20 protein-coding genes are annotated in these 22,595 nt (G+C 62.4%); 12 read left to right on the top strand and 8 right to left on the bottom strand.

The window, feature by feature from the left end; all coding sequences use genetic code 11:
* Positions 1-24 precede the first annotated feature (24 nt).
* The 8 genes from JCM7686_RS09280 to JCM7686_RS09245 all read left to right on the top strand — a co-directional run bounded on the left by JCM7686_RS09280 (position 25) and on the right by JCM7686_RS09245 (position 7,503).
* Complete coding sequence (locus JCM7686_RS09280) at positions 25-936, top strand: SGNH/GDSL hydrolase family protein (RefSeq protein WP_020950602.1); 912 nt, start codon at positions 25-27, stop codon at positions 934-936.
* A 1-nt stretch (position 937) separates the two neighbouring features.
* Complete coding sequence (locus JCM7686_RS09275; RefSeq protein ID WP_020950601.1) at positions 938-1,651, top strand: outer membrane protein; 714 nt, start codon at positions 938-940, stop codon at positions 1,649-1,651.
* Between the two features lie 12 nt (positions 1,652-1,663).
* Positions 1,664-2,485, top strand: coding sequence for an MBL fold metallo-hydrolase (locus JCM7686_RS09270; RefSeq protein ID WP_020950600.1), 822 nt, complete (start codon positions 1,664-1,666; stop codon positions 2,483-2,485).
* On the top strand, positions 2,482-3,765 hold the full coding sequence (locus tag JCM7686_RS09265; RefSeq protein WP_020950599.1) for a serine hydrolase domain-containing protein: 1,284 nt from the start codon (positions 2,482-2,484) through the stop codon (positions 3,763-3,765). The genes JCM7686_RS09270 and JCM7686_RS09265 overlap by 4 nt, the downstream gene beginning before the upstream one ends.
* Positions 3,758-5,488: an AMP-binding protein gene (locus tag JCM7686_RS09260; protein WP_020950598.1), complete on the top strand. Its 1,731-nt coding sequence runs from the start codon at positions 3,758-3,760 to the stop codon at positions 5,486-5,488. The genes JCM7686_RS09265 and JCM7686_RS09260 overlap by 8 nt, the downstream gene beginning before the upstream one ends.
* A 140-nt stretch (positions 5,489-5,628) precedes the next feature.
* Complete coding sequence (locus JCM7686_RS09255) at positions 5,629-6,228, top strand: hypothetical protein (RefSeq protein WP_020950597.1); 600 nt, start codon at positions 5,629-5,631, stop codon at positions 6,226-6,228.
* 33 nt (positions 6,229-6,261) lie between these two features.
* On the top strand, positions 6,262-6,957 hold the full coding sequence (locus JCM7686_RS09250; RefSeq protein ID WP_020950596.1) for a cytochrome c biogenesis CcdA family protein: 696 nt from the start codon (positions 6,262-6,264) through the stop codon (positions 6,955-6,957).
* 18 nt (positions 6,958-6,975) lie between these two features.
* Positions 6,976-7,503, top strand: a complete 528-nt coding sequence (locus tag JCM7686_RS09245; RefSeq protein WP_020950595.1) for a thioredoxin-like domain-containing protein — start codon at positions 6,976-6,978, stop codon at positions 7,501-7,503.
* Between the two features lie 913 nt (positions 7,504-8,416).
* Here JCM7686_RS09245 and JCM7686_RS09240 read toward each other — a convergent pair.
* The 7 genes from JCM7686_RS09240 to JCM7686_RS09210 form a co-directional block, all read right to left on the bottom strand.
* Positions 8,417-9,955: an FAD-dependent oxidoreductase gene (locus JCM7686_RS09240; protein ID WP_020950594.1), complete on the bottom strand. Its 1,539-nt coding sequence runs from the start codon at positions 9,953-9,955 to the stop codon at positions 8,417-8,419.
* A 7-nt stretch (positions 9,956-9,962) separates the two neighbouring features.
* The gene (locus JCM7686_RS09235) at positions 9,963-11,060 is read right to left on the bottom strand and encodes an ABC transporter ATP-binding protein (RefSeq protein ID WP_020950593.1); all 1,098 of its coding nucleotides are present in this window, start codon (positions 11,058-11,060) and stop codon (positions 9,963-9,965) included.
* A 6-nt stretch (positions 11,061-11,066) separates the two neighbouring features.
* Positions 11,067-11,945 (bottom strand): carbohydrate ABC transporter permease, encoded by an 879-nt coding sequence (locus JCM7686_RS09230; protein WP_020950592.1) that lies wholly within the window; start codon positions 11,943-11,945, stop codon positions 11,067-11,069.
* Positions 11,935-12,831 carry a carbohydrate ABC transporter permease gene (locus JCM7686_RS09225; protein ID WP_020950591.1) on the bottom strand — a complete coding sequence of 299 codons (897 nt, stop codon included), beginning with the start codon at positions 12,829-12,831 and terminating at the stop codon, positions 11,935-11,937. The genes JCM7686_RS09230 and JCM7686_RS09225 overlap by 11 nt, the downstream gene beginning before the upstream one ends.
* A gap of 63 nt (positions 12,832-12,894) precedes the next feature.
* Entirely contained in the window at positions 12,895-14,148 is a 1,254-nt protein-coding gene (locus JCM7686_RS09220) for an ABC transporter substrate-binding protein (protein WP_020950590.1), read from the bottom strand.
* A 67-nt stretch (positions 14,149-14,215) separates the two neighbouring features.
* Entirely contained in the window at positions 14,216-15,532 is a 1,317-nt protein-coding gene (gene hisD / locus JCM7686_RS09215; RefSeq protein WP_020950589.1) for a histidinol dehydrogenase, read from the bottom strand.
* Between the two features lie 100 nt (positions 15,533-15,632).
* Entirely contained in the window at positions 15,633-17,435 is a 1,803-nt protein-coding gene (locus tag JCM7686_RS09210) for a thiamine pyrophosphate-binding protein (protein ID WP_020950588.1), read from the bottom strand.
* Positions 17,436-17,576: 141 nt separating this feature from the next.
* On the opposite strand from JCM7686_RS09210, the gene JCM7686_RS09205 reads away from it, so the two are divergent.
* The 4 genes from JCM7686_RS09205 to JCM7686_RS09190 all read left to right on the top strand — a co-directional run bounded on the left by JCM7686_RS09205 (position 17,577) and on the right by JCM7686_RS09190 (position 21,603).
* Positions 17,577-18,410 carry a helix-turn-helix domain-containing protein gene (locus tag JCM7686_RS09205; protein ID WP_020950587.1) on the top strand — a complete coding sequence of 278 codons (834 nt, stop codon included), beginning with the start codon at positions 17,577-17,579 and terminating at the stop codon, positions 18,408-18,410.
* A 122-nt stretch (positions 18,411-18,532) separates the two neighbouring features.
* Positions 18,533-19,228 (top strand): hypothetical protein, encoded by a 696-nt coding sequence (locus JCM7686_RS09200; RefSeq protein WP_041527247.1) that lies wholly within the window; start codon positions 18,533-18,535, stop codon positions 19,226-19,228.
* A 6-nt stretch (positions 19,229-19,234) separates the two neighbouring features.
* Positions 19,235-20,614, top strand: coding sequence for an aspartate ammonia-lyase (locus JCM7686_RS09195; RefSeq protein ID WP_020950585.1), 1,380 nt, complete (start codon positions 19,235-19,237; stop codon positions 20,612-20,614).
* On the top strand, positions 20,611-21,603 hold the full coding sequence (locus tag JCM7686_RS09190; RefSeq protein WP_020950584.1) for a glycoside hydrolase family 3 N-terminal domain-containing protein: 993 nt from the start codon (positions 20,611-20,613) through the stop codon (positions 21,601-21,603). Before JCM7686_RS09195 ends, JCM7686_RS09190 begins: the two co-directional genes overlap by 4 nt.
* Positions 21,604-21,643: 40 nt before the next feature.
* On the opposite strand, the gene JCM7686_RS09185 is transcribed toward JCM7686_RS09190, so the two are convergent.
* Positions 21,644-22,522 carry an alpha/beta hydrolase family protein gene (locus JCM7686_RS09185; RefSeq protein ID WP_020950583.1) on the bottom strand — a complete coding sequence of 293 codons (879 nt, stop codon included), beginning with the start codon at positions 22,520-22,522 and terminating at the stop codon, positions 21,644-21,646.
* Positions 22,523-22,595: the final 73 nt, after the last annotated feature.

The following is a 22,595-nucleotide window of genomic DNA, read 5'->3' as shown; positions in this document are numbered from 1 at the left end:
TTCAAAGAGCAACGGAGATTTACTATGTTCAAGACCATTTTTGCTTCGACCCTTCTGGCTTCGACCATCGCAGGCGTTCATCTTGCCTCGGCGGAAGAGTTCTCGCAGATGATCGCCTTCAGCGGCGCGCTTTCGGATACCGGCAACTACAATGCCGAACTTGGCAAGGATCGCCCGGCACCCTTCTACAAGAACCGTTCCACCAATGGCCCGGTCGCGGTTGAAGAACTGGCGCGCTGGCTGGGTATGGCGGCAGAGCCGTCGATGCATCTGACCGCCAAGACCGGCGGCACCAACTTTGCCGTGGCTGATGCGCTGGCCGGGGGGCATGGTCCTCATGATCTGCCCGCTCAGGTGGATGCTTTCCTTGAGCGGAATGGCGGCAAGGCCGACCCGAACGCCCTCTATTTCGTCTTCATCGGCGGCAATGATGTGATCAAGGCCGTTCAGGAAATGGACGATGCGACCTCGCGCAAGACGCTGAGCGACGCGGTTGACGGAATCGAGCTGCAGATCAAACGTCTGGTCGAAAACGGTGCCAAGACCATCTATGCGCCCGATTTCATCGATGTCGGAAAATCGCCTGCGGTGCTGGCCTATGGCCCCGAAGCCTCGGCCCGCGCGACCATGTTGTCGGATGAATACAACCGCCAGTTCGATGCCATGTTGGACAAGATCGACGACGGTTCCTTTACCCTGATCCGCTGGAGCTTTGACGATTTCGTCAAGGATATCGAGGCGAACGGCTCGCGCCTTGGGCTGACCAATGCGACAGAGGCCTGCCTTGATGTCGCCGATAAATGTGATGTCGACCGCTTTATTTACCTGACCGGCGAATATCCGACGGCACGGGTGCACCAGATGCTGGGCTCGGCCATGGCGCTGTCGTTGACCGACCGCATGAACGGCAATGTCCGCGAAGCGAAGGTGAACTGAGATGGCGCGACTGATGATCCTTGCGCTTGCCGCTGCGACAACCTTTGGGGCGGTTACGACCGCCTCGGCCGAAACCGGACCCTATTTCGCCGCCAGCCTGTCCTATGCCCATTTGGACGATGCTGATATCCGCGGGATCGACACCAGTTTCGGGCGTCAGCCGGGTGGCTATATCGCCGCTGATCCGGGCTATGGCGTGAATCTGGGCCTTGGCTATGGCTTCGACAGCAACTGGCGCGCCGAGCTGGAGCTGAACTATCGCCGCGCCAACTACAAGCGCGCGACTGCGGGGGCGCTGACGGATGCCGATACAGATGGGAGCTTCCGACAGACGGCGGTTTTTGCCAACCTGTATTACGACTTCCAGCCGGTAGATGGCGGGATCTTCGCGGGCATCACCCCCTATGTCGGGGGCGGCGTGGGCTGGGCTCATATCAGATGGGATAAGGTTCAGACCTTCAATGCGGTTGAGCGTGTCGGCCATGACAGCAGCGACAATGCCGCTGCGGCGCAACTCATGGTGGGCTTTTCCTACGATGTGCCGGGGGCCGAAGGCCTGTCGATCACGACCGAGCTGCGCCACACCCGCCTTCTGGGCGATCTGAGCTTCAAGGGGCGTGTGCTGGAATCCCGCTTCGGCAGCTTTCCGATCCAGACCGACGTCAAGGACAAGGGCAGGACCGAGATCAATATCGGCCTGCGCCGCCGGTTCTGAAGCGGAGGAACCATGTTCATCAGTGAACCCGAACCCATTCGGGGTGGCGCCACGCGCGTCACCCCGAAGATCCAACGGGTCGTGGCGCCTAATGGCGGCGTCATGACCTATCACGGAACAAACAGCTATGTCGTCGAAAGCGGGCAGGCGCGGGTCGTGATCGACCCCGGCCCAGTCGATGCGCTCCATGCCCGCGCGCTGATTGATGCGGGGGGCGGTGTTGTGTCGATGATCTTGTTGACCCATGACCATCGTGACCACAGCGCGGGCGTTGCCGATCTGGTGCGGATGACAGGCGCGCCAGTGGCCTCGGCCCGCGCAGAAGGCGCCTCCCATCACGGCTTCAACGTCGATCACCAGCTTTCTGACGGGGATGAGATTGCGGGCCTGACTGTCATCGCAACCCCCGGCCATACGCCCGATCACCTCTGCTTTCGCATGGATGAGGTGATCTTTTCGGGCGATCATGTCATGGGTTGGGCCCCGACCTCGATCCTCGCCCCCGAAGGCGACCCCGGTGCCTATCGCGAGGGGCTGCAACGCCTGTCTACCTTGCGCGCCCGCCAGTTCCTGCCCGGCCATGGCCCGGCTGTGCGCAACACGCGCCGTTTCCTCGATTTCCTCCTCGAGCGAATGGATCAGCGCGAGCGCGATATCCGGGATCTGGTCGCCGAGCGACCGGCAACGACCGAAGACATCGTTACCGCGCTTTACAGCAATCTTGGCGACAGCACCCGCACGGTCGCCCTCCGCACGATCGAGGCGCAGCTGCTGCAGCTTGAACGCAGTGGCCGCATCATTCGTGACGGTGCCAAATGGAGAAATCTGCAATGACCCAATCCCTCCCGCGCCGTTCGGGTCTTGCCCGCCGCGACATGCTGCGCCTTACCGGCGCAGGCCTTGCCATGGCGGCGCTGCCTATTCGCGTCTTCGCGGATCAGATGAGGAGCGATACGCTGACGACCCGCATGGCCGATTTCATGGCACGCGAGATTGCCGCGGGCACTCTGATGGGCGGTGTCCTGATGATCGAAAAGGACGGAAAGACCGTTCTGCATCAGGCTTATGGCCATAGTGATGCGGCAGGTTCGCGCGCCGCCACGACCGACGATTTGTTCCGCATCGCCTCGATGACCAAGCCGGTGACCAGCGTTGCGATCATGACCTATGTCGAGCAAGGCCTGATCGGGTTGGATGAGCCCATTGCGACCTATCTGCCCGAGCTTGCCGACCTGAAAGTGCATGGCAGGGACGGTCTGCCCGTCACGGCCCCTCAGCAGCCGACGGTCTATGATCTGCTGCGCCATGCGGGCGGTTTTACCTATGCCATGTTTGGCGCCGCGAGCGAGGCGATCCGCAAGCAATATGGCGAGGCGGATATCGAGCAGATCCGTTCCGACATGACGGCGTCCGAGATGCTGACCCGGCTTGCGAAAATTCCGCTGGCCTTCCGGCCGAACAGCCGCTTCGAATACAGTGTCGGCATCGACCTGTTGGGGTTCATTCTGGAACGGGTCAGCGGGCTCCCTCTCTCCCAGGTGTTGCAGGACCGCGTCTTTACGCCGCTTCAGATGACCCAAACCAGCTTTGCGGTTTCCGGCGATGATGTTCACCGTCTGGCTCAGGTGCCCGATGGCGACCCGATGAAGCCCTTCACCGAAGGCTGGATGCGAGTCGAGAAGCCGCGCGGCGACGGTTATCTCAGCGGCGGCGGCGGGCTGGTTTCGACAGCTTCGGATTACCTGCAATTTTGTCGCATGATCCTGAATGAGGGTGAGCTGAACGGCCAACGCATTCTCTCGCCCGCAACCGTGCGGTTGATGACCTCCGATCATTCACAGCGGCTGGACGGCGGTCCCGATGCTTTCACCGGCCCGGGCTATGGGTTCGGTCTTGGCTTTGCCGTTCGTCTTGGCAATGGCGAGGCCTATGTCGAAGGCAGCAAAGGCGATGTGAACTGGTCGGGCTTCAACGGCACCACCTTCACGATCGACCCCGAGGAAAAGTTGATCGCCATCTTCATGGCCGCCGCGCCAAGCGCGCGCAATCATCTGCGCTTCATGTTCCGAAACGTGACCTATGGCGCGCTGGCCGGGGAGGGGGATCATGGCTGACATCCTCTCTGCGCTCCGCGCCGTTGCGGCGCCTTCTTCACGCGCGATCCGCTTTTTCGACTTGGCCGAGCTGGAATTTGACGACGTCCAGCCAAGCTTCGTGACCCATGCGGAACTTCAGGCGCAGGTCATTGCGCTGGCCAACGCCTTCCGTGCGATTGCGGGACATGACCGCCCCGTGGTGACGATCCTGGCCCCCTCGACCATTGAGGGGCTGATCGCGCTGCTGGCCGCCGAAGTGGCAGGCGTGGCGCATCCGGTGAATTACCTCCTCGATGCCGCCGGGATTGCCGATTGCATGAACGCGGTCGGCTCCGAAATCGTGGTGACGGGCCACCAGTCCGGCCTGAAGATCGCCGAAAAACTGGCCGAGGTGCAGGTGCCGTCCCTGCGTGCCACCGTCACGACCGGGCGCGTGCGGGCCGGCGAGCACGCGGTGCGCGCTCTGATTGCGGCCCATCCCTCGGGTCAGTTGCAGGGGCGGCACCCGCAGGCGGACGATCTGGCGGCGCTGTTTCATACGGCGGGCACGACAGGCAAATCCAAGGTTGTGCCGCTGACCCATGCGAACCTCTTGGCCTCAGCTCATGGGATCGCCGACGCTTGGCAGATGGACGGGGCGACGCGGATCGTCAACGCGCTGCCCTTCTTTCACGTCGCAGGCGCAAACCTGCTGGCGCTCGGCCCCCTGATCCGGGGCGCAGAGGTGCTGCTTCTGAGCGAAACCGGCCTGCGCAACCCCGCAGTCCTGTCTCGCCATTGGGAAATCGTCCAGACGTTGCGCCCGACCATCATCGGCGGCATCCCAAGCTCGCTCGTGGCGCTGCTGGACGTGCCTTTGAACGGCGCCGACCTGAGCTCTGTGCGCTTTTGTGCCACGGGCGGCGCACCGATGCCCGCGACGGCAGGGGTTGCGTTTGAAAAGCAGTTCGGGCTGCAGGTTCACACGATCTACGGCATGACCGAGGCCGCTGGCCTGATCGCGACCGCCCGCCTTGGAACCTCGCCTGACTATGATACGGCGGGGCAACTTGCTTCGGGCGTCGAGGCCGGGGTGCGACCATTTGGCTCGGAAGTTGTGTCGAACGCACCCGACGCAGTTGGCACGATCTGCATTCGTGCGCCTCAGGTCTTTCGCGGCTATGCCGGACTAAACGCGGCCGAGGGGTTTCTGCCCGGAGGCTGGTTCGAGACCGGCGATATCGGGAACATTGCGGCGGACGGAACCGTGACGATCTCGGGGCGCGCGAAGGATGTCATCATCCGTGCGGGCAACAATCTCGATCCCGCCGAGATCGAGATCGCTGCGAACAGTTTTCCTGGGGTTGCCGATAGCGCGGCCGTCGCCATGCCCGACCGCTATGCGGGTGAAGTGCCGGTGCTGTATCTCACCGCTCGCGCGGGTCAGCGCATCGCCACCGACGCGCTTGAGGCCCATTTGCGCAATGCGATCAGCGACCCGCAGGCGCGACCGACCCGCATTCTTGTCGTCGAGAAACTCCCCCTGACCAGCGTCGGCAAAGTCTCTCGTCTGCATCTGCGGCAGTGGGCTGCGACCAAGGCAGCGCAAGACGCTCTTGGCGGGCATGGTCTGACGGCAAGCTTTGATTTTGTCGACAATCAGATGCGTGTCATGCCTGCTGACGAAGCCTCGGCAGAGAAGGTGATGCAGGTTCTGGCCGAGCTTGGTCTCCGTGCGATTCTGGCCCGGCTTCCCGCGTGATCGGCAAGATGTCGCCGCACATCATGCGTCATCACGCCGATGTCAGCAGTCAGGGCTTTATAGTTAGCGTTTCTATATATAGCTTTTCTACATACGGAGCGAGTGATTCACACCCTCCCACTTCAGGATAGGAATTATCAATGAAGACCTTTTTGACCTCCGCCCTTCTTTCTGTTGCCCTTGTCGTTCCTGCTTTCGCCGAACCGCGCCCCATGCCGGTCCGCGGCGAAGTGCAAAGCTTCGCGCCGGGTGAGCTTACCGTGCTTTCGCGCAATGGTGAGGCGCTGAATATCAAAACCCCCGACAATCTGCAGATTGTCAGCATCATTCCACGCAAAGTCACCGATATCGCAGTCGGCGATGCCGTTTCGACCACGGCTGTTCCCAATGATGCGGGCGGCCTGACCGCGCTGCAAGTCTCGATCCTGCCGGCGGCTGCGGCGGGTGCGAACCAAGGCCAGCACCCCTGGGATGCCGCGCCTGACAGCGTGATGACCAATGCCACCATCAGCGGTGTCGCCGAAGGTGCCAGTGAGAACCAGATCACCATGAAATTCGGGGACAAGACTGTGAAGATGGAGGTGCCCGAGACCGCGCCCGTTGTGGCCTTCGGTCCGGGTGATGCCTCGCTTCTGGCCAAAGGCAAGGAAGTCTTCATCGTCGCTCTGAAAGGCGATGACGGCAGCCTCAAGACGGATCGGGTCATCGTCGAATCCAATGGCGTAAAGCCCCCGATGTGAGCGGCACTGGCCTCTGACCGGAAAGGATGAACCATGCCAGTTGATATCGGTTTTGCCTTCCTCGCAGGTCTGCTGACGATTGCAGCGCCCTGCATCCTCCCCATGCTGCCGATCCTCTTGGGCGCATCTTTCGGTCAGAGGTCGCTGGTGCGGCCCCTGCTGATCGTCTTGGGTTTCGTGCTGACCTTTTCGGCGGTGTCCCTGATCTTCAGCGCGATCACCAGCCTCGCGGGCCTGACCGCCTATAATCTGCGCTTTATCGCGGCCATCGCGATTGGCATCCTTGGGCTGGCGCTGCTTTGGCCGCGCCCGTTCGAGGCAGCTCTGGGTCGCTTGACCGGCCTTCTGCCCGAGCAAAGTGGCACCGGACGCGAGGGTAATCTTGGCGCGATCCTGCTGGGCGCGAGCCTTGGTCTGGTCTGGGCCCCCTGCGCAGGGCCGGTTCTCGCCTCGATCCTGATCTTTGTCGCGACCAGCCCGGATTGGGGCAGCAAGATCGTGCTGCTTCTGGCCTATTCGATCGGGGCAGGGGTGCCGATGCTGGTCATTGCCTATGGCGGTCAGTTCGTCTCGTCGCGAGTTCGCGCGCTGTCCAAGCATACGCATAAGATGCAGCGCGTGTTCGGGGTGCTGGTCGTCTGCACGGCGGTGATGATCGCACTTGGCTATGACTCCCTAATCATCTCGAAGATCTCGGCATTTTATCCCAAGGGCCGCGTTGGCCTTTGATCGAAGGAGTTTGCGACCATGACTTTTCTATCACGTAGACATTTTCTGGCAGGTGCCGTCGCGGGCCTCGCGATGCCCGCCCTTCTGCGTCCGGCCTCAGCAGCGGGGCCGGACGCAGCTGCCCCGGAATTCGCAGGGCTCGAGAATTGGCTGAACAGCGATACGCTGACCATGGCCAATCTCCAGGGCAAGGTGGTGCTGGTCGATTTCTGGACCTTCGGCTGTTCGAACTGCGTCTCAACCCTTCCATCACTGACAAGCTGGCATAAGGAGCTCGCCGGAAAAGGGCTGGTCATTGTCGGCGTCCACACCCCCGAATTCCCGTTCGAGCGTGACCTGAGCGCGTTAGAACAGGCGGTGAGGCTGCACGGGATCGAATATCCGGTGGCGCAGGACAATCGCTATCAGACCTGGCAGGCCTATAACGTGCGCTATTGGCCGACTTCGGTCATTGTTGGACGTGACGGCAAGGTCGTGAAATATCACGAGGGCGATCAGGGGATGGAAGAGCTTGGTCAGAATTTGCGCCAGATGCTCGACACCTGATCCCTTACCTCCATGCACGCGGATGTCGACAATTGGTGTGATTTCAGCCTGAAACTTGCGGAAATCAGCTAATCTCGGACAATCGGACAATCGGACAGCGCAGACGGCGACCACCCCAACGGGGGTTACCCTTCACGAGACCACCGCAATTCCCCCACCCGGCTCGCGCGAAGTGAAAGCTCCGCGCGCCGGACGATTGTTCAAACCGCGCCGGTCAGCGCAAATAACGGAAAGGCTTCGGTCACGACTGCATGAAAGACACGTGACAAGTCAGAACGTCCATGTCGTTCCTCTCGTGACCGCAGTCCAGATCAACGGGTTTCTGCACGGCCGGGCAGCACTGGGTAATCAGCCACAGGACATCCACCTTACACGGTTTTTGGACGGGCGGCATAGGAAGTGATCGCAGCCACATTGTCGCAAATATTGCAGATCGCCGCCGGGACGTCATGAACATGCCTGATGCATCGCTGAAGGGACATCCCGGATGTGCCAGCGTCGCTACTGCCAGCTCGTCACAATGCCAGCAGGCTGCGTTGGGTTTGCCCCCAGTCGGTATTTTCTCATCGTGCGTCTCGAAACCCTCAGGGGTGGGCATACAACTTGCCACCTGAGTCATCCGTAGCGGCGAAAGGAATACCCGAACCATGCTGGAGCGCTGCGGCGGGGGTTAACCGCCGAGGCGGCACGGCTTCATCTTCTCGAAGCGCGGTGCCGGACCTTTACCTATTGCTTTGCGAGAATGGACAGGGGGGATCTCGCCATTCCTGAATTGCAGCAAGCCTAATTTGGCTGTGGCAGATCGGTCGCTTTTAGGACCGTTGGATCGCTACAAAGTTTCCCGTAATATGTTTATTTTATGTGATTAATTGGAAGATCGAGTCCTCGCCGCCCAGCAGATCCTCCTTGCAAATCAAGCGCCGCTTTCCGCCGCAGCCTGTCCTGGCATGCGCTGTAACTCCTCGCTCAAGGCTTTTCCGGCCTTCAGGGCAAGTGCCGCGATGGTCAGGGCGGGGTTCACGGCCGCCGAGGTTGGCAGAACCGAGGCGTCGGTGATCCAGAGATTGGGCAGATCGTGGCTGCGGCAATCGGGCGTCACCACGGAATGCTTGCTCGACGCGCCAAGCCGCGCGGTGCCGCATTGATGTGAGGTCGTCTTGTTGCCGAAGGTGCGCACCAGAACCAACGGGAAGCCCGCGCGCCGCATGACCTGCTTGGTCCGCGCGATCAAAGCGTGATGTGCATCCATGTTCGAGCGCTGCCAATCGACCACGATCTGGTCACCGCGCACCAGCACGCGGCTGTCGGGGTTGGGCAGGTCCTCGCTGGTCAGGAACCAGCCAAAGGCGCGATTGGCAATCACCCGAGCCAGCGCGCGGGGCAGGGCGGGGACCTGCGCTTTCAGAATATTCCCGGTGATGCGGCCCAGCAGCTGGACATTGCCCAAAGGTGCCCGGGCCGTCGCGTCATCATTGTAGAAATCGTTGAAGCACAGCGTCTTTTGATAGGTGGAATCGTTTCGGATCAGCGGGTTGATCGTAATCATTGCGCTGGTGTTGTGATTCATGAAGTTGCGGCCAAGCTGATCCGAGCGGTTGGCGAGCCCCTTCGGATGGGCCGCATTGGCCGAACGCAGCAGCAAAGCCGCCGATTGGACCGCCCCCGCCGCCACGGCGAAATGACGCGCGCTGAGGCGCGTCTCGCGCCCGTTCTGGCGGATGATCGCGGCGCTGACGCGCTGGCCCTCCGGATCGGTTTCCAGACGGATCACCTGCGCGCCGGTCATCAGGCGGACATTGGGATATGTGAGCGCCTCGGCCAAGGGACCGACCTCGGCGTCGATCTTGCCGGTGCCGGTATTCGGAAAACCGTCCCAGCCAGTCTGGCCGCGTTGAAGCCAAGCCTCGATGTCGATTGCCAAGGGCAGGCTCGAGGGATGGACCCCGGCCTTGCGCAGCCTGTCGCGGACCTGACGCAGGGCGGGCTCGTCGGGGACCGGCGGGAAAGGATAGGGACCCGACCGGGGAGGCTCGGTCGGGTCCTCGGACGCCGTTCCGCGCACGCGAAACAGCGCCTCTGCCCGGGCATACCAGGGCTCCATCTCGGCATAGGTGAGATCCCAGCCCGGAGACGAGCCGCGCAGATGCTGCCGCGGCAGGAAGTCCTCGGCGCGGTAGCGATACATCACCGCGCCGAAGAATTTGGAATTGCCACCGACATAGTAATAATTGCCCGGCAGGAAGCTCTTGCCATCCGCACCCAGCCATTCCTCGCTGGAGCGATAGTGGCCGCGCTCGAAGATCGCGACATCGTCGCGGGCCTCGGGGCTGTCGGGCAAATAGGCGCCACGTTCAAGGATCAGGATGCTTGCGCCCGAGGGAGCAAGGGCTGCGGCAAGCGTCGCTCCGCCGATCCCGGATCCGATGATGATGACGTCGCAGTCGGTGTTCATATTGGCCTCAGTCGATGCGGAGTTCGGTTTTCGGGTCGAAGAGCACCACTTTCGCGGTTTCAACGCCCAATTGCACGACCTCCCCCGCGCGCACGGTCTGCGGGGCAAGGCGGGCGATGACCTCGACGCCGCCAAGGGTGAAGTTCGCCAGCGTATCGGGGCCGGTCGGCTCGACCACCTCGATCGCAGCCTGCACGCTTGGCTGGTTCGAGACCTCGACCGAAAAGCCCTCGGGACGGATACCGACCAGGACCGGCTGACCGGCGTAAGTCTGGCGGGCCGCCTCGCTGATCGCGACGCCCGCAATGCGCGAGCGTCCGCCATCGGGCTGGTCAAGCACCAGAACCGGACCCGAGAGCCCCTCTTCCAGCCGACCCGGGATGATGTTCATCGCAGGCGAGCCGACGAAGCGGGCGACATAGACATTGGCGGGGCGGTCATAGACCGCCTGCGGCTCGTCGAGATGCTGGACGATGCCGTCCTTCATCACCGCAACCCGGGTGGCGAGCGTCATCGCCTCGATCTGGTCATGGGTGACATAGACGATCGTCGTGCCAAGGCGCTGATGCAGCCGCTTGATTTCCGTGCGCATATCGACGCGCAGCTTGGCGTCGAGGTTCGAAAGCGGCTCGTCAAAGAGGAAGAGCTTCGGGTGCCGCACCAAAGCGCGCCCCATCGCCACGCGCTGGCGTTGCCCGCCCGAAAGCTGCGAGGGCTTGCGGTCGAGAAGATGCGCCATCTGCAAGAGCTCGGCGGCTTCTTGGGTGGCGCGCTTGCGCTCGGCCGGGGGCACGCCGCGGATCTTCATGCCGAATTCGATGTTCTGGCGCACCGTCATCGTCGGGTAAAGCGCATAGGACTGGAACACCATCGCGATGTCGCGATCCTTAGGCGAGAGATCATTGACGGTGTCGCCGTCGATGCGGATCTCTCCGCCCGAGATATCCTCGAGCCCCGCGATCATGTTGAGAAGCGTGGACTTGCCGCAGCCCGAGGGGCCAAGCAGCACGAGAAAGTCCCCGCTGCCGATCGAGATGCTGACCTCTTTGAGCACCTCCATGCTGCCATAAGCCTTGCGGACGCGGTCGATTTCCAAAGTAGCCATGAGCTGTCAGCCTTTCACTGCGCCAGCCGTCAGACCCCGGACGAAATACCGGCCCGCGACGACATAGACGACAAGGGTGGGAAGGGCGGCGATCATGGCGGCGGCCATGTCGACGTTATATTGTTTGCGCCCCATGGTGACGTTCACCACATTGTTGAGCGCGACCGTCACCGGCGACGAGCTGCCTGCCGTGAACGAGACCCCGAAGAGAAAGTCGTTCCAGATCTGGGTGAATTGCCAGATGCAGGACACGACCATGATCGGCAAAGCGGCGGGCAGCATGATCGAGAAGAAGATGCGGAAGAAGCCCGCGCCGTCGATCTGGGCGGCCTTGGTCAGCTCGCTCGGGATGGTGACGAAGTAATTGCGGAAAAACATCGTCGTGAAGCAGATGCCATAGACGGTATGGACCAGCACCAACCCCGGGATCGTGCCGGAAAGGCCGAGCTTGCCCAGCACCTGCGCCATCGGCAGGATCACCGCCTGGAAGGGCAGGAAGCAACCAAAGAGGATCAGGCCGAAGACGAGGTTCGAGCCGCGGAATTGCCATTTCGTCAGTACATAGCCATTCAGCGCGCCGATGGCGGTCGAGAGCAGCACCGCCGGAATGACCATGATCAGCGAGTTGATGAAATAGGGCTTCAACCCGGTGCAGGCGGTACCGACGCAGGCCTGGCTCCAGGCCTTGGTCCAGGCCTCGAAGGTCAGGACCTTGGGCATACCGATGAAGGAGCCGCCATAGATTTCATCCAGCGGCTTCAGCGAGGTGGTGATCATCACCCAAAGCGGCATCAGATAGAAGGCGGCAAGGCCGGTCAGGCTGGCATAGATGACGAAGCGACCGATCCGGCGCGACCGTGCGGCAGAGCCATATTCAGTGGCCATTGCGGCTCTCCTTCAGCTCGGAATAGAGATAGGGGACGATGATCGCGGCGACCGTCATCAGCATCATCATCGCGCTGGCCGCGCCGACACCCATCTGGTTGCGCCGGAAGACCGACGAGAACATGAAGGTCGAGGGCACTTCGGTCGCGCTGCCCGGACCGCCATTGGTCATGGCCAGAACAAGGTCGAAGTTCTTGATCGAGATATAGCTCAAGAGAACGATGACCGAGAGGAAGGCAGGCCGCAGCATCGGCACGATAATGCTGAGATAGATGCGCGGCAGGCCTGCGCCCTCGATCTGGGCGGCCTTGATCACCGAATTGTCGATGCCGCGCAGCCCGGCCAGAAAGATCGCCATGGCGAAACCAGAGCTCTGCCAGACCGCCGCGATCACGATCGTATAGATCGCGAAATCGGGCTGGGTGATCCAGTTGAAGACGAAGCTCGTCCAGCCGAGGTCATTGACGACCTTCTGGATGCCGAGGTTCGGGTTCAAGATCCATTTCCAGGCGGTGCCGGTGACGATGAACGAGAGCGCCATCGGGTAAAGATAGATCGCGCGCAGCGCCCCCTCGGCCCGGATGTTCTGGTCCAGCAGGATCGCCATGATCAGCCCGACCGCGATGGTGACAAGCAGAAAAAGCGCCGAGAAGATAAAGAGGTTGGCCACGGCCGTATGCCAGCGCGGGGTGGCCCAAAGCCGGTAATATTGCTCGAGCCCGACGAAATCATATTGCGGGACCATTTTCGACGAGGACAGCGAGATCCAGCCGGTCCAAGCGATGAAAAGATAGACCCCGACAAGGATGGCGATGAGGCTTGGCGCCATAACCAGCCGAGGCAGCCAATCGGCCAGCCGGTCGGAGAGCGTTTTCTTTCGGGTCATGACGAAACACCTTCGAAAGCGGGGAAGGCCTGCCGGGACCATGCCCGGCAGGTGAGAGGAGGCTCAGCGCGCGTTGTCGATGCCATCGACCAGCATCTTGACCGCGTCCTCCGAGGACATGTTGCTGACGAAGAACTGGCTCGCGACATCGGCAAAGACGGCGGCGAATTGCGGCTGGGCGGCAAAGCCATGCGCGCTTCCGCCAAGCATGGCGCCGTTCTCGATGGCAACCGCGCGGTCCTTGAAGCCCTGTTTCGCGCAATCGTCGAAATCGTCGACCGGCAGATCGGTGCGCGCCGGGATCGAGCCCTTGATCAGGTTGAAATCATGCTGAACCTTGGGGTCCATCACGACCTCGGCCAAAGCGTCCTGCGCCTTCGCGATCTCGGGGTCCTTGACCTTGAACATGCCGAAACTGTCGATCACGAATTGGAAGGAGGGCGTCTCGGAGGGCGTGGCAAAGCACAGGAAATCAACGCCGGGCTTCAGACCCTTGGCCAGAAACTCGCCCTTGGCCCAATCGCCCATGACCTGCATCGCGGCCTGACCGTCGATGACCATGCCGGTCGCCACCGCCCAGTCGCGGCCGTTATAGCCGTCATCGACCAGCCCGCGCACCTGACGCAACGTGTCGAAGACCTGCTTCATCTTATCCGAAGAGAGCGCCTCGGGATCAAGCTCGACGACGGCTTTGCGGTAGAAGTCCGGCCCGCCGACATCCGAGGCCAAGGCGTCGAAAATCACCTGAATCTGCCAAGGCTCGTCGCCGGTCGCCAGAGGGATGATCCCGGCGGCTTTCAGCTTTTCGCCATCCGCGATCAGCTCGGCCCAGGTCTTCGGCGGCGCGATCCCGGCCTTGTCGAAAGCGGCCTTATTGGCCCAGACCCAGTTCTGGCGGTGCATGTTGATCGGCACCGCGATCAGATCATCGCCATTCTTGACGAAGGGCAGGACCTGCGGCGGAATGGTTGCCTGCCAGTTGTTGGCCTTATCCAGCGCATCGAGGTTGCGCATCACGCCCTCGGCCGACCAGTCGATGCCTTCCCAGCCGAGAAACTGCATCGCGCCGGGCGGATTGCCTGCGGCGAGCCGCGAGCGCAGCGCCTGCTGCATATTGCCACCCGACATGCCGCCGACGGCGCTGTCCTGCCAGCCATAGCCCTTGGCGGCCAAGGCCTCGCGCACGGTGTTCAAGGCCGCAACCTCGCTTTCCGAGACCCAGTGATGCAGAACCTCGATCTTGGTTTCGGCCTGCGCGGGCAAGGCCGCAGCCAAAGCGAGGGCGCTGACGATCAGCGCGGAGACATGCGTTTTCATGTGATTTTCCCTGTCTGTTTGGGGGGAGATGGCCCGGCGGCGTTCCGCTCGTCTCGGGCTTTGGGGGTCAGGCATCGACGGCATCGACCGCGGCGCCATAGGCGATGTTGCGCTGGCCGTAGCGGCGGACGCGGATATTGGCCTGTTCGGCATGGCCGACGAAGCCTTCCATATGGCAGAGCCGCGAGGCATAGCCGCCGATCAGTGCCGAGGCCTCATCGGTCAAAATCTTCTGATAGGTGCAGGTTTTCAAGAACTTGCCGACCCAGAGGCCGCCGGTATAGCGCGCGGCTTTCAGCGTCGGCAGGGTGTGGTTGGTGCCAATCACCTTGTCGCCAAAGGCGACATTGGTGCGTGCACCAAGGAAAAGCGCGCCGTAATTCGTCAGATTGGTCAGGAAATAATCCGGATCGGCGGTCATCACCTGCACATGTTCCGAGGCGACGCGGTCGCCCTCGGCCACCATTTCCTCGAGCGTGTCGCACAGGATGATCTCGCCGTAATCTTCCCAAGATTTGCGGGCGATTTCGGCGGTGGGCAGGATCGCGAGCAGCCGCTCGATCTGTGCGAGCGTGTCTTTCGCGAGCTTTTCCGAATTGGTGATCATCACGGCGGGCGAGTTCACGCCATGCTCGGCCTGACCCAGCAGATCGGTCGCGCAGATCTCGCCATCGACGCTGTCATCGGCGATGACAAGCGTCTCGGTCGGACCGGCGAAAAGGTCGATGCCGATCTTGCCGAAGAGAAGCCGTTTCGCTTCCGCGACATAGGCATTGCCGGGACCGGCCAGCATATCGACCGGGGCAATCGTTTCCGTGCCATAGCCCATGGCCGCGATCGCCTGCACGCCGCCAAGGCAATAGATCTCATCCGCGCCCGCCAAAGCCTGCGCCGCGACGATCTTGTCGGCGATCTTGCCCTTGAAGGGCGGCGCGCAGGTGATGACGCGTTCGCAGCCCGCGACCTTGGCGGTCAAGACCGTCATATGAGCCGAGGCCAGCAGCGGATATTTCCCGCCCGGCACATAGCAGCCGACGTTCTGGATCGGGACATTCTTATGGCCAAGGATGACGCCCGGCAGGGTCTCGATTTCAAGGTCAAGCATGGTGTCGCGCTGCGCTTGCGCGAAATTGCGGATCTGCTCTTGCGCGAAATCGAGGTCGTGGCGCTCTTGCTTGCTCAGACCGTTGATGCAGGCGGCGATTTCGGCCTCGCTCAGACGGTAGCTCTCGCGGTCGAGCCCGTCGAACTGGATGCTGAGTTCGCGCACCGCTTTGTCGCCGCCCTCGGCAACTCGGGCGAGCAGGCTCTTGACGGCGTCGGTGACGGTCGCATCGGTTTGGTCGCCTTGCTGAAGGCGCGGGGTCTTCACATGCCGGATCATGGCAAATCACCTCACAAGGGTGCGCCGCAGGGGCCACCCGATTTGTTTTGGGGCATCGAGAAAGGGAGATGTCAGGGGCGGCCAGGCCGCCCCTTGCGGCTCAGAGCATCTGCTCTTTCGCGCGCATCTCGGCATAGGCTGCCTGTTCTTTTTCGTAATAGGCGGGCGAGGGGAAATCCCACCAGCCGGTCGCAAAGGGGCCAGCCGCATCGCGCGACACGATGACCTCGACCAGCGTCGGCCCATCGGTGTCCAAAGCGGCCTGAAGCGCGGCTTCGAGATCCTCGTCCTTTTCGACCTTCCAGGCGGCAAGGCCAAAGGCGCGGGCCGAGGCTGCAATATCGGCGGAATAGGGCTCGCCATTGCCTGCATGATTGTTGAATTCCGAGGCGATGTGGCGGCCCATGAATTTGCGCATCCCACCGCGGATCGACATATAGCCTTGGTTGTTCAGGACCAGAAAGACCACATTGATCCCGTTCATCACCGCCGTGCCCATTTCGGGCAGCGACATCATGAAGTCCCCGTCGCCGACGATCGCCACGACCTTCTTCTCGGGGCAGGCGAGCTTTGCGCCCATGGCTGCCGGAACCGCCCAACCCATCGGCGAGTAAGAGCCCGAGGTCAGATGCGTGCGCGGCTCATAGACCGGGAAGCTTTGCTTGACCGCGCCTTGGGTGTTGCCCGAGCCGACAACGACGATGCCGTCGCGCGGCAGAACCTTGCGCAAGGCGACCAGCGGGCGCTGCGAGGTGAAGGGGGTCTCGCGGCTGGTTTCGCGCGGCTCGACCAAAGCGCGCCATTCGGCTTTCGCTTTTTCGACATCGGCGTGGAAGGCGGCATTGCCTGCGCGCAGGGTCTCGCCCTCGGCCTCGGAAATCGCGGCGAGCAGCTCTTCCAGCGCGATCTTTGCATCCGAAACGATGCCGACCTCGGTCGGATAGGTCTTGCCGATCTCGCGCGGGTCAAGGTCGATATGGATGAGTTTTGCGGGCGGGAAGCTGAAGGACACACCTTTGGCATAGGACGAGGCCGACCAATCGGTGAAGCGGCAACCGACCGAGATCACGACATCGGCCGAGGCGGTGATCTGGTTGCCGCAGGTCGTGCCGGTCTGGCCGACTGCGCCGATGAACAGCGGATTGTCCTCGGCAATCGCGCCCTTGCCGTTCCAGGTGATCGAGACCGCCGCGCCCAGACGCTCGGCCAAAGCGGTCAGCTCTTTCGAGGCATTCGCGGTGATCGCGCCACCACCGGCGACGATGACCGGGCGTTTCGCGCCTTTGAGCAGGGCTGCCGCAGCGCGGATTGCCTTCGGATCGGGATAGGCCACGCCGACGGGCAGGCGCTTTTCCAGCGGATGGATGGTGACTTCGGCCGCGTCAACCTGCACATCCATCGGCACCTCGACATGAACCGGGCCCGGACGGCCGGTCAGCATCTCGTTGAAGGCGCGGTGCATGATCGTCGGCAAAACCGCAGTCGAGCTGGCCTGCCAGGCGCGTTTGGTCACCTGCTCGGTGATGCGGGGGAAGGCATTGTCCTGCTGACGCTCGAGCTCCTGCATGGTGCCGTGGCCCTGCATATAGGTCTGGGGCGAGCCCGAAACGTAGAAGACAGCGGTCGAATCGCAGTAAGCGGTGGCGAGACCGATGATCGTATTCGCGGCACCCGGGCCGACCGAGGTCGAGCAGGCCATTGGCTTGCCGCTGGCGCGGAAATAGCCATCCGCCATATGAACGGCGCTTTGCTCGTGCATCACCTGAATGAAGGGAATTTCCGAACCGTCTTGCAGAAAGGCGTCGAACAGCGCCCAGATCCCGTGGCCCGGCACGCCTGCGACATATTCGACGCCATAATCCTTGAGCGCCTTCGCTACGACTTGTCCACCCGTAAGTTTCATGATTTCCCCGCTTGGTTTCGGCACCGCTTGAGAGGTGCGTTCTGTCCTCAGGATGCTGCTCACTTGACGGCATTGTCGCAATTTCGCATCCATGCTATTCGTGACGCACACTGACGCACTTACTGCGAAGGTATTTTGGGAATGACTCAGCCAACCGACCCCTCGGACCGCACCGCCGCTTTTGCGGCCAACCTGCGCCTTTTGTGCGAAAGGCGGGGCTCGATCTCGCAGATCTGCCGCAAGGTCGGGATCAACCGGCAGCAGTTCAACAAATATCTCTCGGGGCGGCATATGCCGTCGTCGGGCAATATCCGCATTATCGCCAATTACTTTGGCCTGAGCCCCGAGGTGCTTTTTGCCGAGCACGATCATTTCCGCGCCTTGGTCGACGGCAATTTCTTCGATGTGCTGGACCATCTGCGCCGCGCGCCGCAGGTCGTGCGCTTTCTCGATACGGTCGCCGTGTCCGGCAAGACCGACATCGGGGATTATGTCGGCTGCTATGACCGTTACCAATATTCCTCGATCTATTCGCGCAAGATCCTTCGCTCGGCCTTTTGCATCTTCCAGAACGGCGATTTCCTGAACCATTATTACATCGAGCGCTTTCCCAGCTACGATGATCCGTCGCGCACCGAATATATCTTCAAATATCATGGCTTTACCTTCCCGGTTGATGATCGGGTCTTCTCGATCGACTTCGAGACGGTGCAGCGCAATGAATTCACCTTCGGCATCTATTCCAGCGTCCAGCGCAATTCGAAGCGCTTTATGTTCGGCATCGTCAGCGGGGTTGCCGCGACCATGTTCCGCCAACCCTTCTCGACGCGGGCGGTGCTGCATTACCGCCGCCCGGGGCTTCTGAGCCGGGCCGAGTTGCAGGCGACGACGACGCTCGACATGAACGATCCCTCGATCCCCCGAGAGGCGCGCGAATATCTTGGCGAAAGCCCGGATATGATCAAACCGGCCTGAGCCCTGCACAGCGGGGCAAAAACCGCGTCAGTCTGCGTCAGTTTTGCACATATCGCGCAATGGTTTGCGCAGGCGTTCCATGGTGTCTTTGGGCGAAATCCAACAGCCTCGGGCCGCCTGCCATGTATAACCAGATCCGCGATCTTGCCTTTGCCGATGAGTTCATCACTGCCCAGCTTGTCGAAAACCCCCGCGACCTCTCGGTCGAGGATGCGGTGGTCGTCAATCTTAGCCCCGAGCCGCTGCTGACCGGCGCCGATCATCCTGCGATCATTCCGGCATGGAAATCGACCTGGCTCAAGGGCGGCGTGATCCGTGAAGGCCAGCGCGCGGCGCTGATCAAGGTGACGCAGCCCACCAATCTCGGCGGCTGCATGTTCCGGGGCTGGGATTGGCTCGGCAATCGCATCAAGAGCTTTCCGCGCGACACGCCGCTGTTCATCTCGGCGCAAGACAGCATCGGCACGGTCACGACCGATCCTTTCGTCTTCACGAATGAGCGCAAGATCCCCGAGGCCGAGCAGGAATTCGAGCTCAAGCTGAATCTGTGGTGGTCGCCCGGCGATACCGATTGCTTCATCCACAACGAGCATCCCTTCCTCGAGGTCCATACCCAGATCCACGGCACCGGACGGATGCAGAAATTCACCGAGCGCGATGCGACGACGCTTTACGAGGATGTCGTGATGCCGATCGGCGCATCGCATGATCCCTTCTGCCGCGTCACCGGGGTGAACCAGTGGACCTATCCCTGGCACCGCTATTATGCGCAGACCGATGCGGTCTGGCTTGCGGTCGAGCTGCATCCCAAGGCGTAAGCGCTGATGAGTTCCGCTGGCTCCTCCTGGACGCGCACCGAAACCGATGAACTCGGCAGTCGCAGATTGCCGGGCGAGGCGCTTTACGGGATCAGCACGTTGCGCGCGCTCGAGAACTTCCCGGTCTCGGGGGTGCGCATCAGCACCTTGGCGCCCCTGATCCACGCGATGGCGCTGATCAAGAAGGCGGCGGCGCAGGCCAATCAGCGGCTGGGCAAGCTGTCTGCGCGCAAGGCCGAGGTGATCGGGCGGGTCTGCGACGAGCTTTTGGCGGGCCAGCACGCGGCCCATCTGCTGGTCGATGTCTTTCAGGGCGGCGGCGGCACCTCGGGGCATATGAACCTCAATGAGGTGATCGCGAACCGGGGCCTCGAGCTCATGGGCCATGCCTGCGGCCAGTATCAGCATCTCCACCCGATCCGCGACGTCAACCGCTCGCAATCGACGACCGATGTCCACAGCACCGCGCTGCGCATCGCGCTGATGCAGGGCGCGCCGCAGCTAGAGCGCGCGCTCTTGGAGCTTGCGGGGGCTTTTGCCGGCAAGGCGCAGGAGTTCGGCGGCATCCTCAAGCTTGGGCGCACCCATCTGCAAGACGCCGTGCCGATGACCTTGGGCGAAGAATTCGGCGCTTTTGCCGCCGCGCTGCGGGCCGAGGCGGCGCGGATCTGGCCGATCTCGCAGGGGCTTTCCGGGCTCAATCTCGGCGGGACAATGGTCGGGACCGGGCTGACCGCTCAGCCCGATTTCGCCGAGGCCGTGATCGCCGAATTGCAGCGGCTGACCGAGTTGCCGCTGCGCCGGGCCGATAATCTGGTCTCGGCGGCGTGGAACCCTGCCGAACTCGTGCAGTTTTCTTCGATGCTGCGGGGGATTGCCGTGACCTTGGCCAAGATTGCGAATGACCTGCGGCTTCTCTCCAGCGGGCCGCGCGGCGGCTTTGGCGAGATCGTGCTGCCTTCGGTTCAGCCGGGCTCGCCTTTGGTGCCGGGCAAATCCAATCCGGTCATTCCCGAAATGGTCAATCAGGTCGCCTTTCATGTCGCGGGGGCGGATGTCTCGGTCGGCATGGCCGCCGAGGCCGGGCAGTTGCAGCGCAATGCCTTCGAGCCGCTGATTGCGCATTGTCTGCTGACGAGCTTTGGCATGATCGAACAGGCCGCGCGCCTCTTTGCGACCCGCTGCGTCGCGGGGATCACCGCCGCGCCTGCGGCTTGCGCGGCCAATCTGGACGCGCCCGAGACGCTGATTGCCGGGCTCGCCGCCCTTCTGGGCACCGAGCCCGCCACTGAAATCGCCAAAGCCGTCGCCGAGGGCGAGGATCTGGCCACGCTTTTGCAAGAGCGCGGCTTTGGCGCCAATCTCATCAAAGGACCTCTCACATGACGATTTCAACCGATGCCTATGCGGTTTTGCTGCCCGCGATTGGCGATCTGACGCTGACCGAGCCGCTTGCGCGCTATCTCGACGAGGGCGGGGTCGCGCTATTGATCGGCGAAACCCGCGAGGAATATCTTGCGCGCCGCATGTCCGACACGCGCCGCGCCACGGAAACCGCCGATGATCTCAAGGCGCTGATCGGCGAGGTCCGCCGCCGGGCCGGGCGCGCGCTGATCGCGCTCGATCAAGAGCCTGCGGGCATTGCGCGGCTGCACGCTCTGGTCCCGGAATTCCCCGATCGCGCGACGCTTCACCGCATGCCCGACGCCGAGATCGAGGCGCTGTCGGCTGAGGTCGCCCAAGCCGCGCGCGAGATCGGGGTCTCGATGTTTCTCTCGCCGGTCCTCGATGTGGTGAGCGGCGCGAACCCCTGGCTCGAGGGCCGTCACCTTGGCGCCGATCCCGCCGAGGTTGCGCGGATCACCTCGGCCTATATCCGCGGCGTCGAAGGGGCAGGGATCATTTCGGTCGCGAAACACTATCCCGGCCATCACGACATTGACGGCGATCCGGCCATCGACATCGCGACGGTCACCGATGACAAAGCGGCGCTGGAGCGCGGACTTTTGCCCTTCCGTGCGGCAATCGAGGCGCGGGGACGCGCGGTGATGACCGGCCCGGCGCTGGTTCCGGCGCTCGATCCCGACATGCCTTCCTCGCTCTCTGGGAAAACCATCGCCAGCCTGCGCGATCTCGGCTTCACCGGGCTGGTCGTCAGCGACGATCTCGACGCGATCGGGACGTTGCGCGGTCAGCGTGACGTGCCGACAGCGGCGGTCGAGGCGCTGAATGCGGGCGCGGATCTGCTGCTTTTGTCGGCGGAGAACCATCTGCCCGCCATTCGCGACCGGATCGTGGCGGCGGTCGAGGACGGCACGCTTTCGGCGGCACGTCTGGCCGAGGCCGCCGCGCGCGTGCGCGCGTTGGCGGGCTGAGAGAAAGAGGTCAGGCCCCCGAAAGGGCCTGACCGCGCGCTCAGAGATTGCTCTTGAACCATTCAACGGTTTTGGGCGCGAGCTCGGTCTTGACCAGATCGGGCGAGGTCTCGGCGCCAAAATCGTGATCGGAATCGAGCAAGACCAGCCGCTCGGGCCCGTCGTGATAGCGCAGAAGCTGGTTACCGGCGGTGGGCTGGGGCGCGACGATGGTTTCCTTCGCGCCGACCATCACCTGCAAGGGACCGCGATAGGACGCAATCGCGCCCGCCGCCGAAACCAGCGGCAATTCATGGAAAAACGCGCCATTGAGCGTCGTCTGCCCACCCCAGGATAGATCGGCGGTCACCGGCGCATCCTCGGCGGCGGCAAGGCCTTCTTTGATCTTTTCCGCGCCCATGATCGTCGTATAGGTCACCATCGGATTGGTCACCGGCGCCCAGAGCACGACCGCATTGGCCTCGGGACGGGCGCCCGCGAGATGGGCGCCAACCATGCCGCCCTGACTATAGCCAAGGATGCCGACGCGATGGCCGTCGACCTTGGGCAGGGTCTGAAGGAAATCGAAGGCATCGACCGCATCCGCGATCTGGCCGGTGAAGGTGGTCTTCGCCCATTCGCCCGAGCTTTCGCCCGAGCCGGTGAAATCAATGCGAAGTGAGGCGATCCCGGCCTCGGCCAATTGGCCCGCCATATAGGTGAAGAGCCCGGTCTTGCCCCCGGCCATGTCGAATTCGTTCTTGCTGCCGGTAAAGCCGTGCATCATCAGCACGACCGGCGGGTTTTCAACGCCGTCGGGCAGGTTCAAAATCGCGGCGATCCTTTTGTCGCCGCGCTCGATGGTCAAAGGCTCTTCGCCGGCAAAGGCCGCGCTGGCGGCGATGCCGATCAGCCCGAGCGACAGAAATATCTTTTGCATATGTTCTCCTCTCCTTACGCGAAAGACCGCGCAAGGAAAGGCTAGCGGGCAGGGGGAGGTCCTGCGATTTCGC

Origin of the sequence: Paracoccus aminophilus JCM 7686, from assembly GCF_000444995.1 — a bacterium.
GTDB lineage: Bacteria > Pseudomonadota > Alphaproteobacteria > Rhodobacterales > Rhodobacteraceae > Paracoccus > Paracoccus aminophilus.
The sequence above is the reverse complement of the archived record's forward strand: the minus strand, read 5'-3'. Positions and strand labels throughout refer to the sequence as shown.

What these genes read in the sequence shown, in the direction of transcription:
- JCM7686_RS09280 (WP_020950602.1), top strand. Translation starts at nt 25, where the DNA reads ATGTTCAAGACCATTTTTGCTTCGACCCTTCTGGCTTCGACCATCGCA.
- JCM7686_RS09275 (WP_020950601.1), top strand. Translation starts at nt 938, where the DNA reads ATGGCGCGACTGATGATCCTTGCGCTTGCCGCTGCGACAACCTTTGGG.
- JCM7686_RS09270 (WP_020950600.1), top strand. Translation starts at nt 1,664, where the DNA reads ATGTTCATCAGTGAACCCGAACCCATTCGGGGTGGCGCCACGCGCGTC.
- JCM7686_RS09265 (WP_020950599.1), top strand. Translation starts at nt 2,482, where the DNA reads ATGACCCAATCCCTCCCGCGCCGTTCGGGTCTTGCCCGCCGCGACATG.
- JCM7686_RS09260 (WP_020950598.1), top strand. Translation starts at nt 3,758, where the DNA reads ATGGCTGACATCCTCTCTGCGCTCCGCGCCGTTGCGGCGCCTTCTTCA.
- JCM7686_RS09255 (WP_020950597.1), top strand. Translation starts at nt 5,629, where the DNA reads ATGAAGACCTTTTTGACCTCCGCCCTTCTTTCTGTTGCCCTTGTCGTT.
- JCM7686_RS09250 (WP_020950596.1), top strand. Translation starts at nt 6,262, where the DNA reads ATGCCAGTTGATATCGGTTTTGCCTTCCTCGCAGGTCTGCTGACGATT.
- JCM7686_RS09245 (WP_020950595.1), top strand. Translation starts at nt 6,976, where the DNA reads ATGACTTTTCTATCACGTAGACATTTTCTGGCAGGTGCCGTCGCGGGC.
- JCM7686_RS09240 (WP_020950594.1), bottom strand. Translation starts at nt 9,955, where the DNA reads ATGAACACCGACTGCGACGTCATCATCATCGGATCCGGGATCGGCGGA.
- JCM7686_RS09235 (WP_020950593.1), bottom strand. Translation starts at nt 11,060, where the DNA reads ATGGCTACTTTGGAAATCGACCGCGTCCGCAAGGCTTATGGCAGCATG.
- JCM7686_RS09230 (WP_020950592.1), bottom strand. Translation starts at nt 11,945, where the DNA reads ATGGCCACTGAATATGGCTCTGCCGCACGGTCGCGCCGGATCGGTCGC.
- JCM7686_RS09225 (WP_020950591.1), bottom strand. Translation starts at nt 12,831, where the DNA reads ATGACCCGAAAGAAAACGCTCTCCGACCGGCTGGCCGATTGGCTGCCT.
- JCM7686_RS09220 (WP_020950590.1), bottom strand. Translation starts at nt 14,148, where the DNA reads ATGAAAACGCATGTCTCCGCGCTGATCGTCAGCGCCCTCGCTTTGGCT.
- hisD (WP_020950589.1), bottom strand. Translation starts at nt 15,532, where the DNA reads ATGATCCGGCATGTGAAGACCCCGCGCCTTCAGCAAGGCGACCAAACC.
- JCM7686_RS09210 (WP_020950588.1), bottom strand. Translation starts at nt 17,435, where the DNA reads ATGAAACTTACGGGTGGACAAGTCGTAGCGAAGGCGCTCAAGGATTAT.
- JCM7686_RS09205 (WP_020950587.1), top strand. Translation starts at nt 17,577, where the DNA reads ATGACTCAGCCAACCGACCCCTCGGACCGCACCGCCGCTTTTGCGGCC.
- JCM7686_RS09200 (WP_041527247.1), top strand. Translation starts at nt 18,533, where the DNA reads ATGTATAACCAGATCCGCGATCTTGCCTTTGCCGATGAGTTCATCACT.
- JCM7686_RS09195 (WP_020950585.1), top strand. Translation starts at nt 19,235, where the DNA reads ATGAGTTCCGCTGGCTCCTCCTGGACGCGCACCGAAACCGATGAACTC.
- JCM7686_RS09190 (WP_020950584.1), top strand. Translation starts at nt 20,611, where the DNA reads ATGACGATTTCAACCGATGCCTATGCGGTTTTGCTGCCCGCGATTGGC.
- JCM7686_RS09185 (WP_020950583.1), bottom strand. Translation starts at nt 22,522, where the DNA reads ATGCAAAAGATATTTCTGTCGCTCGGGCTGATCGGCATCGCCGCCAGC.